Annotated in this window: 17 protein-coding genes; 3 read left to right on the top strand and 14 right to left on the bottom strand. The window is 64.4% G+C overall.

Features of this window, described 5'->3' with window-relative positions; all coding sequences use genetic code 11:
• Positions 1–14: 14 nt before the first annotated feature.
• From RH864_RS16735 to RH864_RS16720, 4 genes are all read right to left on the bottom strand, one after another.
• On the bottom strand, positions 15–1,136 hold the full coding sequence (locus RH864_RS16735; RefSeq protein ID WP_310518714.1) for a heparan-alpha-glucosaminide N-acetyltransferase domain-containing protein: 1,122 nt from the start codon (positions 1,134–1,136) through the stop codon (positions 15–17).
• Between the two features lie 5 nt (positions 1,137–1,141).
• Positions 1,142–1,993, bottom strand: coding sequence for a universal stress protein (locus RH864_RS16730; RefSeq protein WP_310518713.1), 852 nt, complete (start codon positions 1,991–1,993; stop codon positions 1,142–1,144).
• 177 nt (positions 1,994–2,170) lie between these two features.
• Entirely contained in the window at positions 2,171–2,695 is a 525-nt protein-coding gene (locus RH864_RS16725) for a hypothetical protein (protein WP_310518712.1), read from the bottom strand.
• Between the two features lie 88 nt (positions 2,696–2,783).
• Positions 2,784–4,610, bottom strand: coding sequence for a DUF4012 domain-containing protein (locus RH864_RS16720; protein ID WP_310518711.1), 1,827 nt, complete (start codon positions 4,608–4,610; stop codon positions 2,784–2,786).
• 212 nt (positions 4,611–4,822) lie between these two features.
• Between RH864_RS16720 and RH864_RS16715 the strand changes: the two genes are divergently transcribed.
• A complete protein-coding gene (locus RH864_RS16715; RefSeq protein ID WP_310518710.1) occupies positions 4,823–6,013 on the top strand; it encodes a hypothetical protein in 1,191 nt (396 codons plus the stop codon).
• A gap of 45 nt (positions 6,014–6,058) precedes the next feature.
• Positions 6,059–7,501 carry a lipopolysaccharide biosynthesis protein gene (locus RH864_RS16710; protein WP_310518709.1) on the top strand — a complete coding sequence of 481 codons (1,443 nt, stop codon included), beginning with the start codon at positions 6,059–6,061 and terminating at the stop codon, positions 7,499–7,501.
• Between the two features lie 631 nt (positions 7,502–8,132).
• Here RH864_RS16710 and RH864_RS16705 read toward each other — a convergent pair.
• From RH864_RS16705 to RH864_RS16660, 10 genes are all read right to left on the bottom strand, one after another.
• Positions 8,133–9,497: an O-antigen ligase family protein gene (locus tag RH864_RS16705; protein WP_310518708.1), complete on the bottom strand. Its 1,365-nt coding sequence runs from the start codon at positions 9,495–9,497 to the stop codon at positions 8,133–8,135.
• Positions 9,498–9,687: 190 nt separating this feature from the next.
• On the bottom strand, positions 9,688–10,713 hold the full coding sequence (locus tag RH864_RS16700) for a glycosyltransferase family 4 protein (protein ID WP_310518707.1): 1,026 nt from the start codon (positions 10,711–10,713) through the stop codon (positions 9,688–9,690).
• A complete protein-coding gene (locus tag RH864_RS16695) occupies positions 10,706–11,731 on the bottom strand; it encodes a polysaccharide pyruvyl transferase family protein (protein WP_310518706.1) in 1,026 nt (341 codons plus the stop codon). Before RH864_RS16695 ends, RH864_RS16700 begins: the two co-directional genes overlap by 8 nt.
• Positions 11,732–11,836: 105 nt before the next feature.
• Positions 11,837–12,838 (bottom strand): hypothetical protein, encoded by a 1,002-nt coding sequence (locus RH864_RS16690; RefSeq protein ID WP_310518705.1) that lies wholly within the window; start codon positions 12,836–12,838, stop codon positions 11,837–11,839.
• Positions 12,838–13,761, bottom strand: coding sequence for a glycosyltransferase family 2 protein (locus RH864_RS16685; RefSeq protein WP_310518704.1), 924 nt, complete (start codon positions 13,759–13,761; stop codon positions 12,838–12,840). Before RH864_RS16685 ends, RH864_RS16690 begins: the two co-directional genes overlap by 1 nt.
• Positions 13,758–14,909, bottom strand: a complete 1,152-nt coding sequence (locus RH864_RS16680) for a glycosyltransferase (RefSeq protein ID WP_310518703.1) — start codon at positions 14,907–14,909, stop codon at positions 13,758–13,760. Before RH864_RS16680 ends, RH864_RS16685 begins: the two co-directional genes overlap by 4 nt.
• A complete protein-coding gene (locus RH864_RS16675; protein WP_310518702.1) occupies positions 14,910–16,406 on the bottom strand; it encodes a sugar transferase in 1,497 nt (498 codons plus the stop codon).
• Positions 16,400–17,365 (bottom strand): hypothetical protein, encoded by a 966-nt coding sequence (locus RH864_RS16670; RefSeq protein ID WP_310518701.1) that lies wholly within the window; start codon positions 17,363–17,365, stop codon positions 16,400–16,402. The genes RH864_RS16675 and RH864_RS16670 overlap by 7 nt, the downstream gene beginning before the upstream one ends.
• Positions 17,352–17,996, bottom strand: coding sequence for an arsenate reductase/protein-tyrosine-phosphatase family protein (locus RH864_RS16665; protein ID WP_310518700.1), 645 nt, complete (start codon positions 17,994–17,996; stop codon positions 17,352–17,354). Before RH864_RS16665 ends, RH864_RS16670 begins: the two co-directional genes overlap by 14 nt.
• Positions 17,993–19,426 carry a polysaccharide biosynthesis tyrosine autokinase gene (locus tag RH864_RS16660; RefSeq protein WP_310518699.1) on the bottom strand — a complete coding sequence of 478 codons (1,434 nt, stop codon included), beginning with the start codon at positions 19,424–19,426 and terminating at the stop codon, positions 17,993–17,995. Before RH864_RS16660 ends, RH864_RS16665 begins: the two co-directional genes overlap by 4 nt.
• 220 nt (positions 19,427–19,646) lie before the next feature.
• Here RH864_RS16660 and RH864_RS16655 point away from each other — a divergent pair, with 220 nt between their 5' ends.
• Positions 19,647–20,399 (top strand): CPBP family intramembrane glutamic endopeptidase, encoded by a 753-nt coding sequence (locus RH864_RS16655; RefSeq protein WP_310518698.1) that lies wholly within the window; start codon positions 19,647–19,649, stop codon positions 20,397–20,399.
• Positions 20,400–20,689: the final 290 nt, after the last annotated feature.

Below are 20,689 nucleotides of genomic sequence, written 5' to 3'. Positions count from 1 at the left end.
CACGAGCGAGCGCCTCACGCTTCGTTGCGAGCCCTGCCGCTCGCGAACCGCATGCCCATCTCGAGCGGACCACGACCGATGAAGCGCCGCCAGAGCCATGCGAACGCCATCGAGCCGACGATGAGGCCGATTGTCAGCGGCCACGAGTCATCCGTCTTGAAGCCGTTCTCGACGCGGATCGCCGCCCCGAGGACCAAAAGGTGCACGGTGTAGATGGTGAACGGCATTGCGCCCATGGCGGTGATCGGTGAGAGCAGGGCGGATGCCACGCGCTGAACGGGTTCGCGGGCGAGCGCCGTGAGGGTCACCATCGCGGCGACGATCAGCGCGCCGACGCCGACGTTGCCAAGCGCCTGCAGCGACTCCCCCACGGCGAAACTCGTGATGGAGTTGGCCGCGACGCCAGGCTGGAGCTGTTGTTGTTCGCCCAGCCGGATCAGGGCGACGCCGGCGGGGAGGAACGCGATCGCTGCGGTCGTGCCGAGCAGCGCCGCCCACGCAACGACGCGGGGCCGGGTCATCCCGTAGCGCGCGAACGCGAGCCCGATGAGCATGACCGGCACCCATTCGATCACTGGATACGCGCCCGAGATGAACCAGTCGACGGGCAGGTTGACCTGGGCGAGGCGCGCGTCGGCGACCCACTGCTGGCGACTCAGTACCACTGCGAGACCGGGGGCGATCGCGAGACCGGCGATGCCGACCCCGAGCGCAACTCCTCTCGGTACGAAGAGGAGTGGCAGCATGACGAGAAAGGCGACGCCGTACACGTCGAGGATGATGAACACCAGCGGCGCGACCGTTGCCGTGATGATGAGTCCGAGCGCGATCAGGATGAGCGCTCGAATGCTGATCTGCAGGCGCAGACGCGCTCGCGCGGGCCCGCCCGCGAAGCCCGGCGTTAACGGAGTCGGACGCGTGCCGCCGCTGATGAAGCCGAGCGCGAGTCCTGCGGTGAGGGCGAAGAGCAGTCGAGGGCGTTCGTCGGCGATGGCGAGCAGCTCGGCGCCGTCGAGGGTCGCTGCCACCGGCGCGGCATGTGCGATGAACATGCCGATGAGGGCGAGCCCTCGGGCGGTGTCGACGCCGTCGACGCGGCTGCGCGTCGCGCTCCGCGGCTCGGCGACCTTCGTCATTCCGGTCAGCGCACCACGACGGTTGGGGCTTCGAGGTGGGAGAGCACGCCGTGGCTCACCGAACCGAGGAGGAACCGTGCCAGCGGGCCACGGCCGTGGCTTCCGACGACGAGCATCTTCGCGTCAGCAGCCTCGTCAGCGAGCGCAGTCACCGGGTCGCCGGTGATGACTCGGCGCACGACCTCGACCCCGGGGTGAGTGCCCGCGATCGGCTCGAGCGCTTCGTCGAGCAGTTCCTCGGCCGCCTGGCTGAGCTCGTCGGTGCCGACCATCGCGACGCCGTAGCCGTACTCGCCGCCGGCGATGACGGCGATGTCCCAAGCGTGCACGGCGATGAGCGGTTCGCCGATGCGCTCGGCCTCGCGAGCGGCGAACTCGAGCGCACGCGCACCCTCGGGTGAGCCGTCGACGCCGACGACCACGCCCTCTCTTGCGGACAGGTCGACGTCGGGAATCACCGCGACCGGTGCCTGGCTTGCGGCCGCGATCCGAAGGCTGTGCACGCCGCGGCGGCTCGGCCGACGCCCGCCGTGCCAATCGGTCGCGACGACGAGCAGGTCGACGGACTTCGAGATCTGCTCGAAGACCTCTTCGGCGCGACCCTGTTGGAGATCAGTGGTGACGTCGAGTCCTGGCGCCACAGACTCGGCGGTGGCACGTGCCGCCTCGAGTGAGTCGCGCGCGCTCGTCTGAGCGGTCAGAAGCAGCTCGGCGTCGCCCGTTGCCTCGATGGCCCGGTCGACGACGTGCACGAGTCGAAGTCGTGCGCCCAGATCTGCAGCGTGTTCCGCAGCCCATCGCACGGCACGTTCACTCGCCGGCCCGGCATTGCTGACTCCGACCGCGATCTCCGTCATCCGATCCTCCCCTGGTGGCATGTCCCCATCTTCACGTGTGGTCGGGCTGGAAGCCAGTGCCCGAGCCTGCGATTCGCAACAGTCGGCTATGTGCTCTGCCGCCGCGAAGTTGCGAACGCTGGAACACATCGAGGCCCGGGTCGAGATGACCCGGGCCTCGAAGAGATTCTGTTGCGACTACGCCTGGTTGCGAGCGCGGCGAACCGTGGAAAGCACGACGACCAGCGCCGCACCCAGCAGGAGCGCGCCCCCACCGATCCACACGAACAGCACCGGGTCGACACCCGTGCTGGGGAGGCCGCCGTCAGCGCTGCCCCCAGATCCCGAACCCGAACCATCACCGGCGCCCGGGCCAGCGCCCGTACCGTCAGCCGGAACGACGGTCAGCGTTGCCGTCGCGATCGCCTGACCGGCGGTGACCGTGATCGTGTAAGTGCCCGGGATAGTCGCCGAAGCCGAATACGTCACCGAACCCGACGCGTCAGTCGGCTTCGATGCGGTGCCGGCCTTCAGGATGGCGAGCGTAACGGCGTCAGGCGCCACAGCGGTCGACGGCGTGTTCGGCGGAAGGCCGGTGAACGAGAGCGCCACGGCCTCGCCCGCCTCGACCGTTTCGACCACCGGCGGCTGCTCGCCATAGGCGTTTGCTGCGGCCGGCGCGGCGAACAACGCAACAACCGCGATTGCTGCACCTGCGAGCATCTTCCGAAGCATAGATGTACCCCTCATTTTTCCCCCGTGAACTGTGCCTGAGAAATGGCGCCAAGTTCCCCGAATGGACACCACGGCCTCAGCTTACAGACGAATCACAGGAAACCGCGAGTCCAGACACTTCATTTTTGTAAATCATGGGTGTCGATTGGATAACAGGAGTGCGCTTTTCGGCTGCATCGCCGAGGAAGCTAAAGCGCCACGAGGTGCTCTCTCCCGGCGCCAATGTCGCGGTCACTTTGCTCAATGTGTAGCCCGAGTCCGACGACGGATGGTATGCCGCCGGCTCACCGCCCTGTCGCACGCCGAGATTGAATGTCCCCGGAGCCGAGTAGACGTGGACGGACGTGGCGATGACGCCAGGCTCGTACTGGCCGCCGCCGCCGAGTACGTAGGCGGGAAGGCTTGTCGCGGCGTCGCCCGGTGCGGTGTTCGTGAGCGTCACTTCGACCTCATACTGTGGCAGTCCGTCGGTCCGGCATACCTCGACTCCCGATGCGATCTGTACATCGAGATAGCTGTCCATCTTCGACATGGTCATGTCGTTCAGGTACACGCCGAATGCCTGCTCGCCATCTTGCGACGCTGGTAGCTCGCCCGCCAACGTCGTGCCGGCGAGTATGTCCTGCTCCGCGGGGTCCGCGTTCCAGATGAGGATTCGACGCTCTGAACCGGCCTCGATGAGCGCGTCGATGAGCGCACGCGGCTCGGCGCTCCCGCTGCTCACGGCATTAAGCACGGCGGCCGCCGCGGCGGCGAAGAACAGATCTTGTTCTGCCGGGTCTTCGTATCGCTCATAGACATCCTCGAGAAGCAGCTGCACTGCATTGTCGGCGGTGAGTTGATCACCGGTGGGCAGATCGATCGGCCCCGTCGCCCGCAGCAGGTAACTGAGCACTACCGGATCGATCGCCACAACCGACGCCGGTGCAGAGCCGAACTGATTGGCCCACATCTCGCGAGCCACAGACGCACCGATCGGGAATTGCGGGGTGAATGTCACATCTTGGACGTATCGAGCGGTGTTCTCTCCCCAGAGCGCCCGAGTCTCTGGAGGCAGCTCGACGACCGGCGGATCGAAGCGCGGAAAATCCGACGAGTTCGCCTGTTGCGTGAGCTGAAAGCTTCCACCGTCCGTATGCAGCATCGCGAGCGCACCCGGAATTCCGCCCGTCGAGCGCAGCTCTGCATTGTTCTGGAACAGCAAGAGGATGTCGCGACCCCCGTTTTGTCCCAACATCATCGGAACGAGTTGAACTGCGCGATCCAGAGCGTCGACAACGCCTGACGTTTCGTCGAGCATCGCACTGAGCTGTTCGCGCGCCTCCGCGAGCGGCCCGATCAGCTCTCCGTCCGCAGTCTTGGACTCGTGAAGGACGCTTTGCGCATCTGATATTGCGTCGACAGCATCGCGCACCGGATCTTGCAGTGCGACGAGCGGTGCGAGATCGATACGACCGCCCTGCGGGCGGAACGCAGCAAGATCCAGTTGATCCGCCGCCCGAGCGAGCGGCGTAACCGCACCGAGCGCAACGTGCTCCACGGATGCAGCGATGACACGCATCGCGTGAAGGTTCGGCCCAGCCCACGGCAGTACCTCAGCGGCGCGCCACACGGGGTCGCCGGTCAACGAGGCGGCTCTGCTCGCACCTTCGGCGAGCTCTGACGCCATCCGGGTCGCCGTGTGGGTATCGCCATCGATGATCGCCTGCTGGGTCGTACGCGCAAGCGGGATCGCCGCTTCGAGTTCCTCCTTCGCTTGAAGCCCTCGAACGCCGATCCAGGCCGCGAAGCCGATCACGAGCGCCAGCACGACGCTGACACTGCCCCAGATCCACCAACGTCGAACGGATGCGGGCTTAGCGATCCGACGCGATCGGCCACGCGCGTTCGGGGAGACAGTCATCGCCCCAGGTTAGTCAAGGCTGAACGATCGCTCGTCAGGCGCGCGTGTTCGCTGCGACAGGACGCTCATCGGGTCTCGAGCGATGCCACGAGAGCGCCTTAGGAGTTCACCCGGGCGAAACGACGACTTATGCCGGTCCCAGTAGAGTGGCGGAGTACAGTGTCCTGATCAGTCGCGGAGTTCGACCTCGGCCTGCTCACCGAAAGAGAGACATGCGCGAATCTCGCACGCAGCTTGTTGAGATCACGGGCCACATCTACCCTGACGAATCCATGGCCCATCGCGGCCGACGCAGAGCAGTCCTCGAAGACCAGGAGCGCCGTACCGAGATCTGGTTCGAGCTTCACGGCGATGGGAGTGATGGCGAGGACCGGGATCGCGCGGTTAGTGCTGAGTTCGCAGACATATACGTGATCAGCTCAACGATGCATTGGATGCACAAGGGCGGCCGAGTTCACATTCATGGACGAGTGACTCACGAGCTCCTGCGAAATCTCGAAGAATGGCAGGCAGTTTGGTTGCGGTGGCGGCCCGATGCCTATCATCACGTGATCTTCAGTGCAGACGAAGTCGTCAATCGTTCTCCTCAATCGACCAGGGCTATCGCAGCCTTTTCCGGCGGCCTTGATGCAATGTTCACGCTTGCCAGACACTCGCTAGGCAACGCCGGCTGGCAATCGCAAGACATACGCGCAGTCCTCATGGTTCAGGGATTCGATATCCCACTGAGCGAGCCAGAGCAATTTGAACGGGCGATTCAGCGAGCGCGGGAAGTGGCGGCTCGATTTGATCGACCGGTCCTCTCCGCCTCGTCGAACTTCCGCGAGCTGGATCAAAAGTGGGAGGATGCGCACGCCCTCGGAATCGCCGCTGCCCTGCACTTGGTCGCACCCGAATACGGCATCGGCCTCATCGGAAGCGGCAAACCCTATGACGAATTGCGGCTCCCTTGGGGATCTTCGCCCCTCACCGACCACTTGCTCTCTTCGGGCCTGCAAACTGAAGTCCACGACGGCGCTGGATCCTCGCGAACGGAAAAGGCGCTCGTGCTTCAACAAGTACCAGAACTGGTCAAGCATCTGCGCGTCTGTTGGCAGGGCGAGCTTCATGATCGAAACTGCGGGCGCTGCGAAAAGTGCCTAAGAACCTATTGGAATCTGCGCGCGAGCGGAGTGGAACCAAGCTGCTTCACCGAAGTGCAGAAGAACCCGATGACGGTCATCACTGGACCACGCGGTATTGCCGAGTGGGAGAGTATTCTGCGAGCAGCGCGGCAGAACCGCAACGTCGCGGCCGCACGTTTTTCACGAGTAGTCGTAGCACATAACAGGCTAAGGAAAGCAGTGCGCGCAATCCCACCGCTCCGTTGGGCTGCCGACGCCGCTCGCGGGCGACGCGCGTGACCGCCCAGCCAACCACTACTTCCGCTCGGATCTAAGGGCCTCGTAGTGGTATCAGTCTCAGCGGCGGGCCGGTCCGGCGGTCGAATCACCCTCGTAGGCCAGGCCGCTCGCCTCACGCTCTCACTGGTCAGTGTCGCACTGCTTAGCCGTCTGCTAGACCCTGCCGACTTCGGTCTACTCGCGATGGTAACCGCGTTTGTTGGCGTCGGCGACATCATTCGTGACCTCGGATTATCGGCGGCGGCTGTTCAGGCGCGGACCATCTCGCAGTTTCAGAAGTCGAATCTCTTTTGGGTCAACCTGGGCGTTGGAGCATCCTTTGCATTAATTTGTATCGCCGCGGCGCCTGCCCTCGCAGACTTATACGGTTCACCAGAACTGACCGGAATCGCATCATCGTTAGCGATCGTCTACCTCCTGAACGGATTACAGACCCAATCGCAGGCGGAACTCACGCGAAGTCTGCGGTTTGCGACGTTGACGTTCACGGATTTGGTCTCGTTCGTCTCGGGCGTCTTGGTCGCAGTGCTTGCCGCGCTCGCAGGGTTCGGCTACTGGGCGCTCGTGTGGCAGTTGATCACGCAGGCGATCGTCCTTTGCGCAGGGCGGTTGGTGGCTGCCGGGTGGATCCCGTCTATGCCGCGAAGAAATCAAGAGATGGGAAACCTCTTGCGATTCGGCCGAGACTTTACGCTCGTACAGCTAGTTGCGTACGCGGGCAACAATGCGCAGTCCGTGATCATCGGACCGGCGCTCGGAGCGACGGCTCTCGGAATCTATACGCGGGCTTATCAGCTATATATGGTGCCGACGTTTCAAATCCTCGGCCCTCTCACGTCCGTCGCCCACGCGACACTTTCCAGGCTCCAGGACGATGACGAGGCGTTCAACCGAGCAGTTCGACAAACCTCAGTGCTGCTCGGATACCCGCTCGCGCTCGCATGCGCGCTGGTGGTAGCAATGCCGGATCAAATTGTCGCTGTGCTCCTTGGGCCAGGATGGGGCGAGGCGGCATCGGTGCTCTCGATCCTTTCTGTCGGAGGCGCCATCCTCGGACTCAACCGAGTGCTCACATGGGTGTATCAAGCTCGAGGCCTCGTGCGAGCCCAACTTCGCTACATGATCTTTTCGCGATCGCTGATTATCGCCGCGATGATCGCCGGCCTAACGGGCGGGATAAGTGGTGTCGCTCTCGCCTTCACAGCTGGCACCGTTCTGGCATGGCCCCTAAATGCGTTCATCCTCAGCAGGACAGGTTTCGCGACGAGAGAGTACTGGACGATTTCGTTCCGCGTGCTGCTCGTATCGAGCGTCGTCGCGGCGGCAGCCTGGGCGACAGCGATCGTTTCAGCCGATCTGCCAGCATTCGTCCAGCTGCTTCTATCGATCCCGTCCTCCGCAGTCGTGATCGGCGTTCTTCTCCTGATCCGCCCCATTCGTGCAGATCTCTCGTTTCTCGCGCGAGCTCTAGTGCGACGGCGCGGGTGACCGTGCTCGTCGTCGACCGCGGCGGCAAGGTGTAAACCGGGCCCGGCGAAGCGGCCTAGCCCCGGAGCGATCGAGGACACAGAGAATGGTTCGGCCCAATGGCCCATCTCCTCTCCCGCTTTATGTGACGTAGTGGTCGCCAACGTCCACGACAACTCACTCTTCGCGGTCGGCGACTAGCAACGCAGCTTGATGTGGCCAGCATGACGAACTGCACGGCTAGCTCGTTATTGAGAGAGCGCCCAGTGCGCTCGCCCTCCCAGTCGCGGAATTCATCTTGGAGTCGTCGAAAGAAGTCCAAGAGCTCCTCAGGAGACAAGAGGGATGACCTCGTACTCAATATGCAGATGCTTCGCCTTAGCTCGGATCAGCACACCGAAGACATCTTGATCGTCCGGGTCAAGGGCCTAGTTCCGCTCGAGAAAGCCAAACTCACGCCAGCGGATTTTGCGGATCCGCAGGACCGAGTGGTTGTTGTCGTGGAACATCGCATCACCCTTACAAACCAACGCCGACGCGGACGGCTCGGCCAGCTGTACCCTCCGCCGCTCCATGACTCCCGAGTGCGTGCAGACCGATTTCGGCCACTATCACCTAGCACTGAGCCTTAGTGACTGTCACGAACCGGTTGTTACACCGCGTCGGTCAGCACGCGGGAGTGCGAACGCACCGCCGCGATGCTGCCCCATGTCGCTCCGAGGAGTGCACCAACCGCGAGGCTTCCGCCGTTGCCCGGGTCATTCACGAACGGGGCAAAGAACATCGATACCAGCAGGCCAATCATGGCGGCCGCGAGAGCTTTCGCGATCAAGTCACTTGTACGCAGGGCGACCAGAACGGGCGCAAGAAAGCAGATGAGAATTGCCATCAAACCCAAGACTCCGGACTTGACGAGCGTCCATAACCAGAAGTTGTGGGCGTAGTACTGACCCTTCGTCGCTGAAAATGTCCCCGCCTCGCCGACGGCTGGACGATACGCATAGCCGAGCCCGTGCCCTACGATCGGCGACTCTGCGAATGCAGCTCCCGCGTAGGCGTTCTCACTCTGTCGAGCGAGGGCGGAAGAATCGGAAGCAACTGTGGACGAGCTGAGTCCGTTAAGCACGCGGCCGGTGAAAGCCGTTACCTGGTCTGAGACATAAGCTGCGCCTGGCGCACCGGCGGCGGCGCCGAGAATAAATAGGAGCGTTATCGCTAGCACCGCGCCAATTATCTTGGCGACCGATCGGATCGAAGTACGGGCGACGAGAAAAGCGAGGATGACTGCAACTCCGATGGCGAGCACGCTATTCCGAGAGAATCCGAGCGCAGTGATGATTGTCGCGGGGATGATGTACGGCACAAGGCGGTTGAGCCTCACTTTTCCGGTGATCGCGAGCGCAATCGCGACGCAAAGCACGAGAACCGAGATCTCTGTAGCGGCGGTCAATAGCCGAGTCGCACCTGAGGCCGTCGCTCCGCCGTCAACAAGAACAAGGCTCGCGTCCTCTCTTCGTCCCGCGACCGGAAACCCCACGAGGGATGACAGAAGCGTCACAACCGCCGATACCCAGAGACTTGCGAGCAGGACCTTCAGAGACGTGCGCTCGTAAATGGTTCCGAAAATGCTTGCGGCGACCATCGCGAAGAGGGCAACGTTGACGAGACCTCGGGCATCACCGATCACCTCAATCACTGGGTTACCCACTGCGATTCCTGCGGCGCCCCAAATGGCAACCAAGCCAAGTAAGACGCAAGTTCGTCCGACGATGCCCTTCCGACCTCTCAGAAGAACAAAGCTCCAGACCGCTGCTATGAACAGCACCGGTTCGTACACGAAGATAGTGAAGCTGCCGAGAGTCACCTGGTACGGCACGAACGCCGGGTATGCCGTCAGGCCGATAAGGATCACGAGATACACCGACATTTGAGGGCGCAGCGCGATAGCCAAGATCACTGCGGCGATGGCGACCGCGACCAAGGCAACAAACGGGCCGAGCAAGACCGTGGCGGCCAACGTGGCCATCCCAACTAGACCCACCGTGATCAAGCGCCAGCCGCCGCTCATCGCACCGGAGTGAGCCGGTATCGGACGCTCACGCCCTGCACCCCGACGGGCGGGTGCACCGCCGAATGAGACGCCCTCGCGATAATGGGGCGGCTCACGCGGCTCCTCCGATACGGCCTGCCCGTTCCCCATCCTGGCACTACGCATATTGGATCGCATCACTCAAGAAGTCTCCAAGCTGTCGGACCATGTGGGTGCTCGTCATGCCTGTTTCGACTGCCGACCGCGCTCTGTCACCGTAGGCGACCGGATCCGAATTCAAGACATGCAGGACCGATGCGAATAGCGACTGCGGGTCGGTTACCGTCGCTAGCTCACCGTGGAGCCCGGGGACCACATACTGATCGGCGCCCGGAGTGTTGGTGAGAACGACCGGCCGACCCACGGACATCGCCTCAAGGCTCGCCGTCATCCCGGAGACGTGAAGGTTCGGTCGTGTCGCGAGCACCATCACGGTGGCGCGCTCAATTTCTGCGCGAAGTTCTGTATGCGACATCCACGGCAGGCGCACGAAGTCACTAGGCAATTCGACCTCGTGCCGCGTTTGGATTCTCACTTCGAGTTCCGGGACGTGAGCCTTGAGCAGCTCGAGTCCACGGACCAGCGTCACCGTGTCTCGATCCCTGTCGTTTCCGACACTCAACACGGTAGCGGACGAGTCCAGCGGCGCTTTCGAAAAGAAATCAGTGTCGACTCCGAAGCGGAGTGCCCTGACCATTGGACCCTCTGCGCCGAGCCACGCCCGAAGCGGGGCCACCTGCGCTTCACTCAAGCACCACACAAGGTCAAAGCCACGGAGCACTCTCCGAAGGTAGGCGAGACGTGCTCGGATACGAACGTCTTTCGAGGCGAGCATGTCGACCGCCCAGATCACACCGGTGGCGCGCCTCGAGCCGCGTTCCTGTCCTGCCATATGCACCGCTGTGAATTCGTCCCAACTCAATGCGATTCGCTCGGGCGACCCCCCAGGCGCTCGTGATGCCGCCGCCATCATCAGCTCCGCCGGCGTACTCCGACGCTGCGGTGCGAAGAGCACGTCGTAGCCGAGTTCCGCCAGCTTGTGCAGACCGTAAGGCGTGGCATCTGGACGCTCTCCGCGCGCATGTTCAGCGCGCCAAGCCGGAACATCCAACGAACGGTGCAGATGTACACGCAGTTCAGTCACGGAGCGCTTTCTGGATCGCAATACCTAGATCATCCACGTCTTTCGCGAACGTCGCCGACGTGAATTCAGATGTGTAAGCCCTATAGATGGCCCCTACCTTGCCGTTCGAGTTGTCGGTGACAATGTGAGGAACACCAAGCAGGCAAGCAAGCACGTGCGCGTGCAGCCGGTCGGTTAGTAATAGACGGGCGCTGCGCACGATGTCGACGCCACTCTTCATATTGAGGTCAAACATCGATGCATACTGAGATGCCACTATCGGATACATGAGTTGACGCCCACGAGCCGAGGCGACGCGCTTGCTCACCGCTGCAGGGATCTTCCGCAGGGACCATTCGAGTCTCGGCACTCCATTCAGTCCCCAGTCGATCGTCCGGGGTTGTTCGGGAAGCGCTTCCAGCGCGGCCTTCTTGAGCGAGCCCGTGCTCTCATGATCTTCGCGTGCAAGCAAGGTGATCGGTCCGTTCCGATCTGGCCCCGTGACTTCGAGCTGGAGACCGAAGGCCATGTCGGGAACGAACTGCGCTCTCACGCTTGGAAGGAGCCGCTTTGCGCGCTCGAACGAGTCCCAGTCGCGGACCATTAGTAGGAAATTCGGGTGACTGCCAAGTATGCGATCGGCCCGCTGAGCTGCCGATGCGGAGGAGAAATAGACGCTTTGAGACAGCTGAATAATTCTTGTGCTCTGATGTCTATCAACGATCTCCTCTCGGAAGGCTTGAAACTCCGGCCACACATCTCCGAAATTTCCGCCACCGTGAAGCAAAATTGGAGCGTCGCGCGCGAGCGCTCGCATGTCCTCGGGGCGATAGCGCCATCGATCGGCAAGGTAGCTCGGTCGGATACCAAGTCGTCGCAGATGCTCGAGTTCCCCGCGCAGGATCATCGTGTCACCCACGTTCATGTGGGTCGGTAGGTCGAGCAACACAACCTCGTGGGCTGGACCAATTGCTTCACGCAAGGCGGCCCTAGTCGCGGCCCGCAGAGACTCCAGGGCGATTCCATCCTGGGTTGCCATCTGGCTCATACGTTCGGATCTCCATCCCCTGGCCGTCGCCTGCCCGTAACTCTCCTGGCCGCGCTTCAAGTCTGAGGCCTGGGCCCAACGCACCAAGATGCCCCCTCACACCTTCGCTCGGTTAGACGCTCGCCGGCCGAAATACGTTGCGTACGCCGCATGGGCATCCTCCAAGTAGCGCTCTCGAAAATCACGAAGCTCCGCATCAGACATCGCCGCCGCTGCATCGATCGCGGCGCGCCACTCCCCATCTCGGACAAGTAAGCCAGTGTCAGCCGGAAGCAAGCTTCTCAGACTTGTGCCGCTTTCCCCGACAAAGGGAACCTCCAGCTCAAGGCACCGCAAGGCGATCCCGCTCTGGTAGAAACGCCTATAAGGAATCACGACTACTGAACTCGAACAAATGAGTTCGTTCAGCTCGTTCTCCGGAACGAATCTCGAGTCGACGTGCCAGCCAACGAGATCGGGCCACCCTCGCCCAACGATTTCGAGGCGCGCATCGCCCGCGAGATCGCTTGCGATCTGTTCCAGGGCCTCGATATCCCGCGTCGGCTTATATTGACCCAGTACGCGCACCACGAGCCCAGCCGGGCGAGCTGGACGGTCGGCCGTATCCGGTCTTCCCACCGAGACCGGATGAGGGAGCATCGCGACTCGAATCTGCCCCGAACTGCTTTCCTGGACATCGCGGAAAGCGGCCTCACTATGCACGAGAACAGTCGCTCGCCCGGCGCTGCCAGCCAATTTCCACGCAAATCGCCCGTACCCAACGCTCCGCACCATTGGAATCGGGTCGTGAACGATGAGGGAGGTCGCGCCGAATCTCATCAGGCGCAGAATCAACAGATCGAACATTCCGAACACCGGCCAAAGAACCACGACCTCTGAGCATCGATGCTTTCGGACAGCACACCAGAGCATCCGAATGTAGTCGATCGCCCAGCGAAGCCGCCCTGCCCCGGAAGCAGAAGGCTCGAGGACGCTGACCTCCTCCACTTCCAAGCCCTGGGTGCGAAGAGCCTCTCCGAGCACCTTGCAGTAGTGCCGCAGCGCTGCGCCTAGCGGATTGACTAGCAGCACCACACCCATCGCCGGCTCGCTCAGCATTAACGCTTCCCTTCTCGTGGGGCGTCAGCACGCGGCCCGACGATCGTCGGTGCTCGACGACCGACCCCGTCTCGGAGACCTCGTAGGCGGTCGCGGAGCACCGACCTCGACGAGGCTCGCCAGATGTCGCAGAGAAGCATTCGTGCAATAGGATCCGCAACGCCCAACAACACAAGATCCCAGCGACCGAACTTTCTCCAGAAAAGCAGGCGATTGCGCGTGTCGAAATAAGTGGGCGCCATCGATGTGGATTGCCACGCAGCGGCGGATGGAACACACGCCACTAAGCCTTTTCGGGACAGCTGCGCCGAGATGTCTACATCTTCCCAGTAAAGGAAGTAGCGCTGATCAAACAAATGCCGCGATACGCAATCAGCCCGAACTAGGTGGCAGCAGCCATCGATCCACTCCACTGCATACGGCACGTCAGCGCGGGGAGCGGTGTAATGAGCGACGCGTCCGTCCACGCGAAACCTTCCACCAAACGACCAGGGAACGGGCGGATCGTCTGTGAACGTCGCCGGGCCGAGCTGGACGATTTGCTCATCACTCGTGCCTGCCCTCATGAGCATCGCTGCGCAGTCGGCCGCCATGCGGACTTCGTGCGTCTGGAAGAGGACCCAGTCAGCGTCAGTCGTTAGCGCCGTCCAGCCGAGTCGCATGCCGCCGGCATAACCCAGGTTGTCCGTCGAATCGACAAACGTGACCTGCGGATATTCGAAGGAAACTTCCGCGAGGACGCCATCTGCTGAAGCATTATCGACAACGACTACCTCGAGCGGCAGTACCGATTGCGCGAGGATGGCGTCGAGGGTCCTGCGAATGTCCGGCCCGAAACGGTAGTACAGCACGACGACTGAGTAGCTTCCGGTCCGCGCAAGCGGATCACCGTATGCCGGCCGCGGCACGTCCGAACGCGTCATCTTGGATTCGCCCCGCCGGAGGCGGACGCGTCCGCGGCGGATGGCGAACGTTCGCCATCCGCGCAGGCCCGCAGAGCCTCCTCATACGCAGCGCACACGCTTGGCCATGAATAGTATTGCGCTGCTCGCTCGCGGGCATCGGCAGAAAGCGTCAAACGCAACGTTTCGTCGGCGATCAAGGTGCGTATCCCGTTTGCGATTTCGCGAGCCCCAGGTTTCACGAATAGCCCGCCACTCGCGAGGACTTCCCGGTTATAGATGGTGTCGCGCGCGACGATCGGGGCTCCGACCGCCATCGCCTGAACTAGCGCCGGATTCGTGCCGCCCACGCTGTGGCCGTGAAAGTATGCGCCTGCATGTTGCCAAAGGGAGCGCAGACGCGTGTCATCGTGAACGTGTCCAAGCCAGGTCACACGCGGATGCGTCAGCGCGAGCTGGCGGGCGCGCTCGTCTAATTCCCCGCCGTATCCGCTCGATCCGACGATCACGACGTCCGTTTCGTTACCGAGCGCATCCACCGCATCGAAGAACTCCGGGATAGTGTTCTCAGGAACGAACCGAGCGACTACGAGCGCGTACGCGCCCCGAGTGAGCCCCGGCTCAACGGGGAGATCGTCCGAGGGGTCGCCGCCATACGGGATGAATATGCCGTCCCGCCCAAACTCAGCCTGCCAACGCTCACCGATCGCTCGGGCATCGACAACGAGTTCCGTCGCAAATCTTGCGGTCATCTTTGCGCCGCCGCGAAAGGTCGCCTTAGCGAGTCGACCCCATTTCGCTCTATCCCACTCAATGCCATCAACGTTGACCAAGGAAGGGATGCCGCGCATCTGAAGCAACGGCAAGAAATAACCGTTCGCCACATTCATCACCAGGGCGACGTCGGGCCGACGGCGCAACGTTTGTCCTGTGGCAGTGAGGCCATACGAGAGCGTGCTGAGCGATTTTGATTCGACGCCGCGCGTCTCGATTGCGTGAACACGAGGATCCCGAGACGGATCGTCGCTGCGGGTTGCGCCAGGCCGTCCGTACACGGTCACGTCCCATCCCTGCTCGACGAGATACGGAGCGAGCTTTCTCACTGCCGTCTCAAAACCGCCGTAATAGCTCGGGTAACCGCGGGTACCGACAATCGCAACCGACGGCATCTAGTACGCTCCCCGCGATTCAAGAACCGCTCGAACAGTCCTCCACAGAATCACAATGTCCCCCGTCAATGACCAGTTCTCGACGTAGTACAGATCGAGCCGCACAGTCTCCTCCCAGGCGAGCGAAGATCGCCCGCTAACCTGCCAGAGTCCCGTTATTCCAGGCTTCACGAGGAAACGCCGGTTGACGTGCTTGTCGTAAGCATCGACCTCACGCAGCAGCGGCGGACGTGGACCAACGAGGCTCATGGAGCCGAGTAACACGTTGAACAACTGAGGGAGCTCGTCCAAGCTGTAGCGGCGCAACACTCGTCCAATTGGCGTGACGCGGGGGTCATCCTTCATCTTGAACATGACCTTGTTGCCGGCGTCGCGCTGGGCTTCTAGCGCCTCGAGACGGGCCTCCGCGTCCACGACCATGCTGCGGTATTTGAGCATCTTGAATGGCTTCCCCTTGATACCCACACGCTCCTGCTGAAACAGGATCGGGCCCGGCGAGGTGAGCTTCACAATCAGCGCGACCACGATAAGCACCGGCGAGAGCAGCAGGATCAGCACCGCGGACGCCAACAGGTCGAAGACGCGCTTGGCGAGCAGCTTCCGCCCCTCGAACTTCGGGGTTTCCACGTGAATGAGCGGGAGGCTCGCGACGGGGCGCGTGCGAATACGGGGACCGCCGATGTCGATGAGACTGGGCGCGACCACGAGGTGCTCCGCACCCGGCGTGAGACCCCAGCTGAGGCGCTTCACGCGCTCAGGGTCCATTTCATCGCTCGAGGTGATGATGACGGTGTCGCCCCCGAGCTCGCGCATGGTGCTGAGTGCATCATCCACGCCGGCGAAGACCGGAACGTTCGTGTTCGGCAGATGCGTCAGGAGCGACGATCCTCGCGTCACGCAGGCGCCGACCACCTGGTACCCGGCTTCCTTGTGACGCCAGAGCTCGCGCGCGATCACCGTAGCCGACTCCGGTGAGCCGACGAGCAGCACGCGCGACGAGAACTCGCCCTGCTCGCGCTTGACGCCGAGCCACTGGCGCCACATCCATCGCGAGAACATCAACGTCGCCACACCCAGCGGGAAGGCAATTAATATGTATCCGCGCGCGATGTCGATCTTGAACAAGAACGCCACGATCGCCACGAGCCCGAAGAGGCGCAGCGCCGAATCCGCGATTCCTTTGTACTCCTGCGTGCCCACGCCGAGCACGCGCGGCGAACGCGTGTCAAAGAGGTTCAGCGCGATCATCCACGCCACCACGATGGCGAGCGACACCAACGTGTAGCTGATCTCGATGTCCCCGCGCGAGCCGCTGAAGCCCATGACCGACGTATCGAGCCGCACCCAACCGATCTGCGTGCCGAACACGACCCAGACGAGCACGAGTGCGTCCGTCAACCGCACCCGGGCGGCGAGGCGGCGCGACCACTCGCGCGTCGAGCCCCGCCCGACCGCCTCACGGGTCGAACGTGTGCCACGCACCTCCGCCGTCACCACGACGCACCCCCGTCGACCGACCGCGCCACGACCCCGTTCGACCACAGCCACACCATCGAGCCGTCGTTCGACACCGCGAGCGCACTGTGCCCATCCGTCGGCTCCGTCGTGATGCACGCCCCCGGCGCCCCAAGCACCAGCCCGGCCTCGGCCCCAGCCTCGCCCGCGCCCCCGGCACTGAGCCCCGCAACCTGCAGCCCCTCGCACTCCCCCTGCCGCTCGATCACCACGAGCACCGCGTCATCCCGCGCCGCGATCGCCGAAACCCCCGAGATCGGCTCCGACGAAACCCAAGTCCCCCCGGCATCATCCGTCACATGCACCACCGCATCCGCGCACAGCACCACGGCCCGCGCCGGCGACACCCCGGCAACCTGCACCGGTTCAGCACACGGCGTCGCGGTCACCGGCCCCGGCGCGATCACGACACCGGCTTCAATCCGCCAACGCCCGTCGAGCTCAGGCGCCTCCGCCCACCCCGCGCCCTGCACGAAGCTCCGGTGCACGCTCGCCTCGCACCCATCCGCATCACGCGCGATCACACTGAGCGTGTTCGCGCCCTCGGGCGTGATGGCCTCGATCGACGAGGCATCCGTCACACCAAACGGCGTCCAGCTGACGCCGCCGTCGGTCGTGACCTCGATCTCGGGCGGCGCGACCGGGCACTCCCCCGTGATCGCGCGATACGCGGTCAGCGAGTCGTAGGCCGCGAGCAGCGCGACGGGCCGGGCGACCTCGAGGTCCTGCGGCGGCGCCTCAGACGGCGTCGGCGACGCCGACGGCGAGATCTGCACGTCGACGGTGCCGACGGCCGAGCTCGGCGGCGGCGGCGTCCGCGCCGACGTGATCGCCGCCCACACGAGCAGCACGTCGGCGATGACGAACAGCGCGATGCCGATGAGCATCCACGGGGCCGTGCGGTTGGGCCGCTTCGGCCCTTGCGGCCTACGCGGCGCCACGACCGGCTCGTTCCGCGGCGGCGAACGCGGCGACGATGGACGCGGTCGCGGCATCAATCAGCGCGCCCGCCTCGTCATACACCTCGGCCGGACGACGGTACGGGTCGACGACATTGTCAGATTCGGGTTCTTCGGGTGGTGGGGCGAAACCGCGCGCCATGGACGCGGTCTCGAGCAGGGAGGTGGGCGCCTCCCCGGCGGGCACAGTCCCAGCAGGCACAGTCGCGGAAGGCGCTTCCCCATTGGACACAAAGAATTCGGATGCCTCGTCAGTGCCGAGGAACTCCACGATCCGCGCGAACTCCCGCAGGGTATACGACTTCCGCGCCGCCTTCGGCAGCGTCGACGCCACCTCGGCGCGATGCGCACGCGTCGCGGTGAGCACCAGATCGACGTCCTCGAGCACGGCCGGCGACACCTGCCGCGCCACATGCCCGGACGGATCCGCCCCGTACCGCTCAGCCAGCGCAGCGGCCTCGGGCGTCATCGACTCGCCCACGAGCGCCCCCGTGCCCGCACTCGACACGACCGCATCGACCCCCGCGGCGGCGAAGCGTGCGCGAAGCAGCCTCTCCGCGAGCGGAGACCGGGCGATGTTGCCGGTGCAGACGACGAGGACGCGCAGGGTCACGTGCGGACCGCCTCCTCATCGGGCTGCGCCGCGTACCCATACCCGTAGCCGTACCCGTAGCGGCCGTAGCCGTACGCGTCGGGGCCCTTCGTGGGCAGCATAGTGAGCACGACGCCCGAGACGGGCGCGTCGACGTTCTCGAGCGCCGCGAGCGCGCCGCGCAGGTGCTGCTTGTGCGCCCGGCCGGCGGCGACCACGACGATCGCGCCGCCGACGCTGCGCGCCAGCACCGCGGCATCCGTCACCGGGAGCAGCGGCGGAGCGTCGAAGAGCACGACGTCGAACGTCTCCTGGAGCTCCTGGATCACCTTCACCATCTGCGTCGAACCGAGCAGCTCGCTCGGGTTCGGCGGGATGCGGCCCGCGGGCAGCACGTACAGCTGATTGCGGCCCCAGCGCTGGATCACGTCGGCGAGGTCGGCGCGGCCGATGAGCAGGTCGGTGAGACCCACGGCACCCTCGATGCCGAGGTAGCTCGCGACCTTCGGCCGGCGCAGGTCGGCGTCGACGAGCAGCACCCGCGCACCCGAGTCGGCCAGCGCGATCGCGAGGTTCGCAGCCGTCGTGGACTTGCCCTCCGACTCGATCGAGCTGGTCACGACGAACGCGCGGTCGCCGCGGCCCGGCTCGAGGAACTGCAGGTTCGTGCGCAGCGTGCGGAACGACTCAGCCCGCGGCGAATGCGGGTCGGCGTGCACGATGAGCGGCCGCTCCTTCGCCTTCGGGTCGAACACGATGCCGCCGATGATGGGCGTCTCGGTGACCATCTCGACGTCGCGCTCATTGCGGATGCGCGTGTCGAGCGTGGCCCGCAGCACCGCGATGCCCACGCCGAGCGCGAGGCCCACGAGCGCGCCGAGCGCGATGTTCAGCGGCACGTTCGGGCTCACCGGCGACTGCGGCACGGCCGCGTGCTGCACGAGCGTCAGCCTGACCGGGCTCTGCGCCGGCGAGGCATCCGTCTCTTCGCCCTCGGCCTGCGCGGCCGCGTTGGTCGACTCGATCGAGCCGACCACCTGCGTGAGGCTCTGCGACACCGCGGTCGCGAGCGCCGCGGCCAGCGCAGGGTCGTCGTCGGTCGCGGTGATCTGGATCAGGGTCGTGTCGAGCGGCGCCGACGCCGAGATCTGGCGGGCGAGCGCCTCGCCGGTGGTGTCGAGGCTGAGCTCGTTGATCACGGGCAGCAGCACGATCGGCGTCGTCACCAGATCGGCGTAGGTCTTCACGCGCTGCTGCGTGAACGTGTTGCCCTGCTGCAACTCGCTGACGGATGCTCCGCCCGAGGTCGACACGAACACCTTCGCCGACGAGCTGTACTGCGGCGTCTGCATGATCGAGTAGCCGGCCGCGGCCGCGACGCCGAGGAGCGTGAGCGCGACGATCAGCACCCAGTGCTGACGCAGCACCCGCACGTAGTCACGCAGCTCCACGGAACCCCACCCTCACCCGCATGGAAACGGCGAGGTGCGCCGCTCCCGAAATCGCGGCACCTTCGCCGCATTTATCGTGCCACAGAACCGGAGTCAATCTGTTGACTTCCGGTTCTGGGCGCGACCAGGCCCTGTCGTTCATGCCACCCCTAAATCTCCCCGATGCCGGCGCAACCCAGAAGAAAACTGGGTGTTTACCCCCACCGCTACGCTCGGGACCATGCCCCACGGAAAGCCTATCCCCCGAACTGGGGCGAACCAGGATTCGTTCACACGGCCGCAATCTCGTGTCACGCTGCTCGCGCCCGCTGCCGCGGTCGTGATCGCGGTCGTCGCGATGCTCGCCTGGTCGGCGCTCGTGCGCACGGTGATCGTGCCGGCGTGGCTGCAAGCGGTCGGCGCGTATCTCGTCGTGTGGGTGCCGCTCGGCGTCGCCGTGGTTGTCGCCGCGCGCGGAGCGCGCCGTTCGGGTGGGGCACCGCTGTTCGCCCGGCCGTGGATCCGCCCGATCGACCTGCTCTGGGGCGTCGGCGCCGGATTCATGATGCGCGGCGTGTCCGCGGTCATCGAGCTCGTGGTGCTCGGCCGCATGTCTGGCACCGGGCTGCAGCTCGAGATCGACCCGACCATGGCCTGGTTCACGCTGCTGCTCGCACCCGTGCTGCTCGGGCCGGTCATCGAGGAGTGCTTCTTCCGCGGCCTCACCCTGCCCACACTGCGAGACGCGACGGATGCCTCGGGCGCGAGCCGTGCCACCTCGACGATCATCGCGGTGCTCGCCAGCTCGGCCCTGTTCGCGCTGCTGCACACGCTCGAGTCGCCCAGCCCGACGCTCGCGCTCGTCACCGGGCTGTCGACCTTCGCGTTCGGCCTCGCCGCCGCGGTGATCGTGGTGCTCACCGGCCGCATCGGCGGCGCCATCGTCGCGCACATCGTCTACAACGCCATGCTCATCCTGCTCCTCGTCATGTAGCCCGCCCCCGCGCCGCCGTCACCCGTCGCGTAGTGGTGCTCGACCGCCGCTTCTGCTTCCGAGGCATCCGCCCACCCGCGACCCGCGACCCGCGTCCGCCCACGACCCGCCCACGCTTTCCCTGCTCAGGAATCACGTCCACACCCACGGCGCGTCGCAACCGCCGGCGCGCCGCGCCGCGCCGCTGCTCCTGAACAAGGAAACACTCCGAGACCACCGCGCGCGAACCGGCGCGCTGACCGGCCGCGCGCGAGCAACACGAACCCCGGGGCATCCGCCTACTCGTCAAC

Origin of the sequence: Agromyces aerolatus (genome assembly GCF_031432255.1) — a bacterium.
In the GTDB taxonomy this organism is placed as follows: domain Bacteria; phylum Actinomycetota; class Actinomycetes; order Actinomycetales; family Microbacteriaceae; genus Agromyces.
Note: the sequence above shows the minus strand (reverse complement) of the source record. Positions and strands in the feature narration are given on the sequence as shown.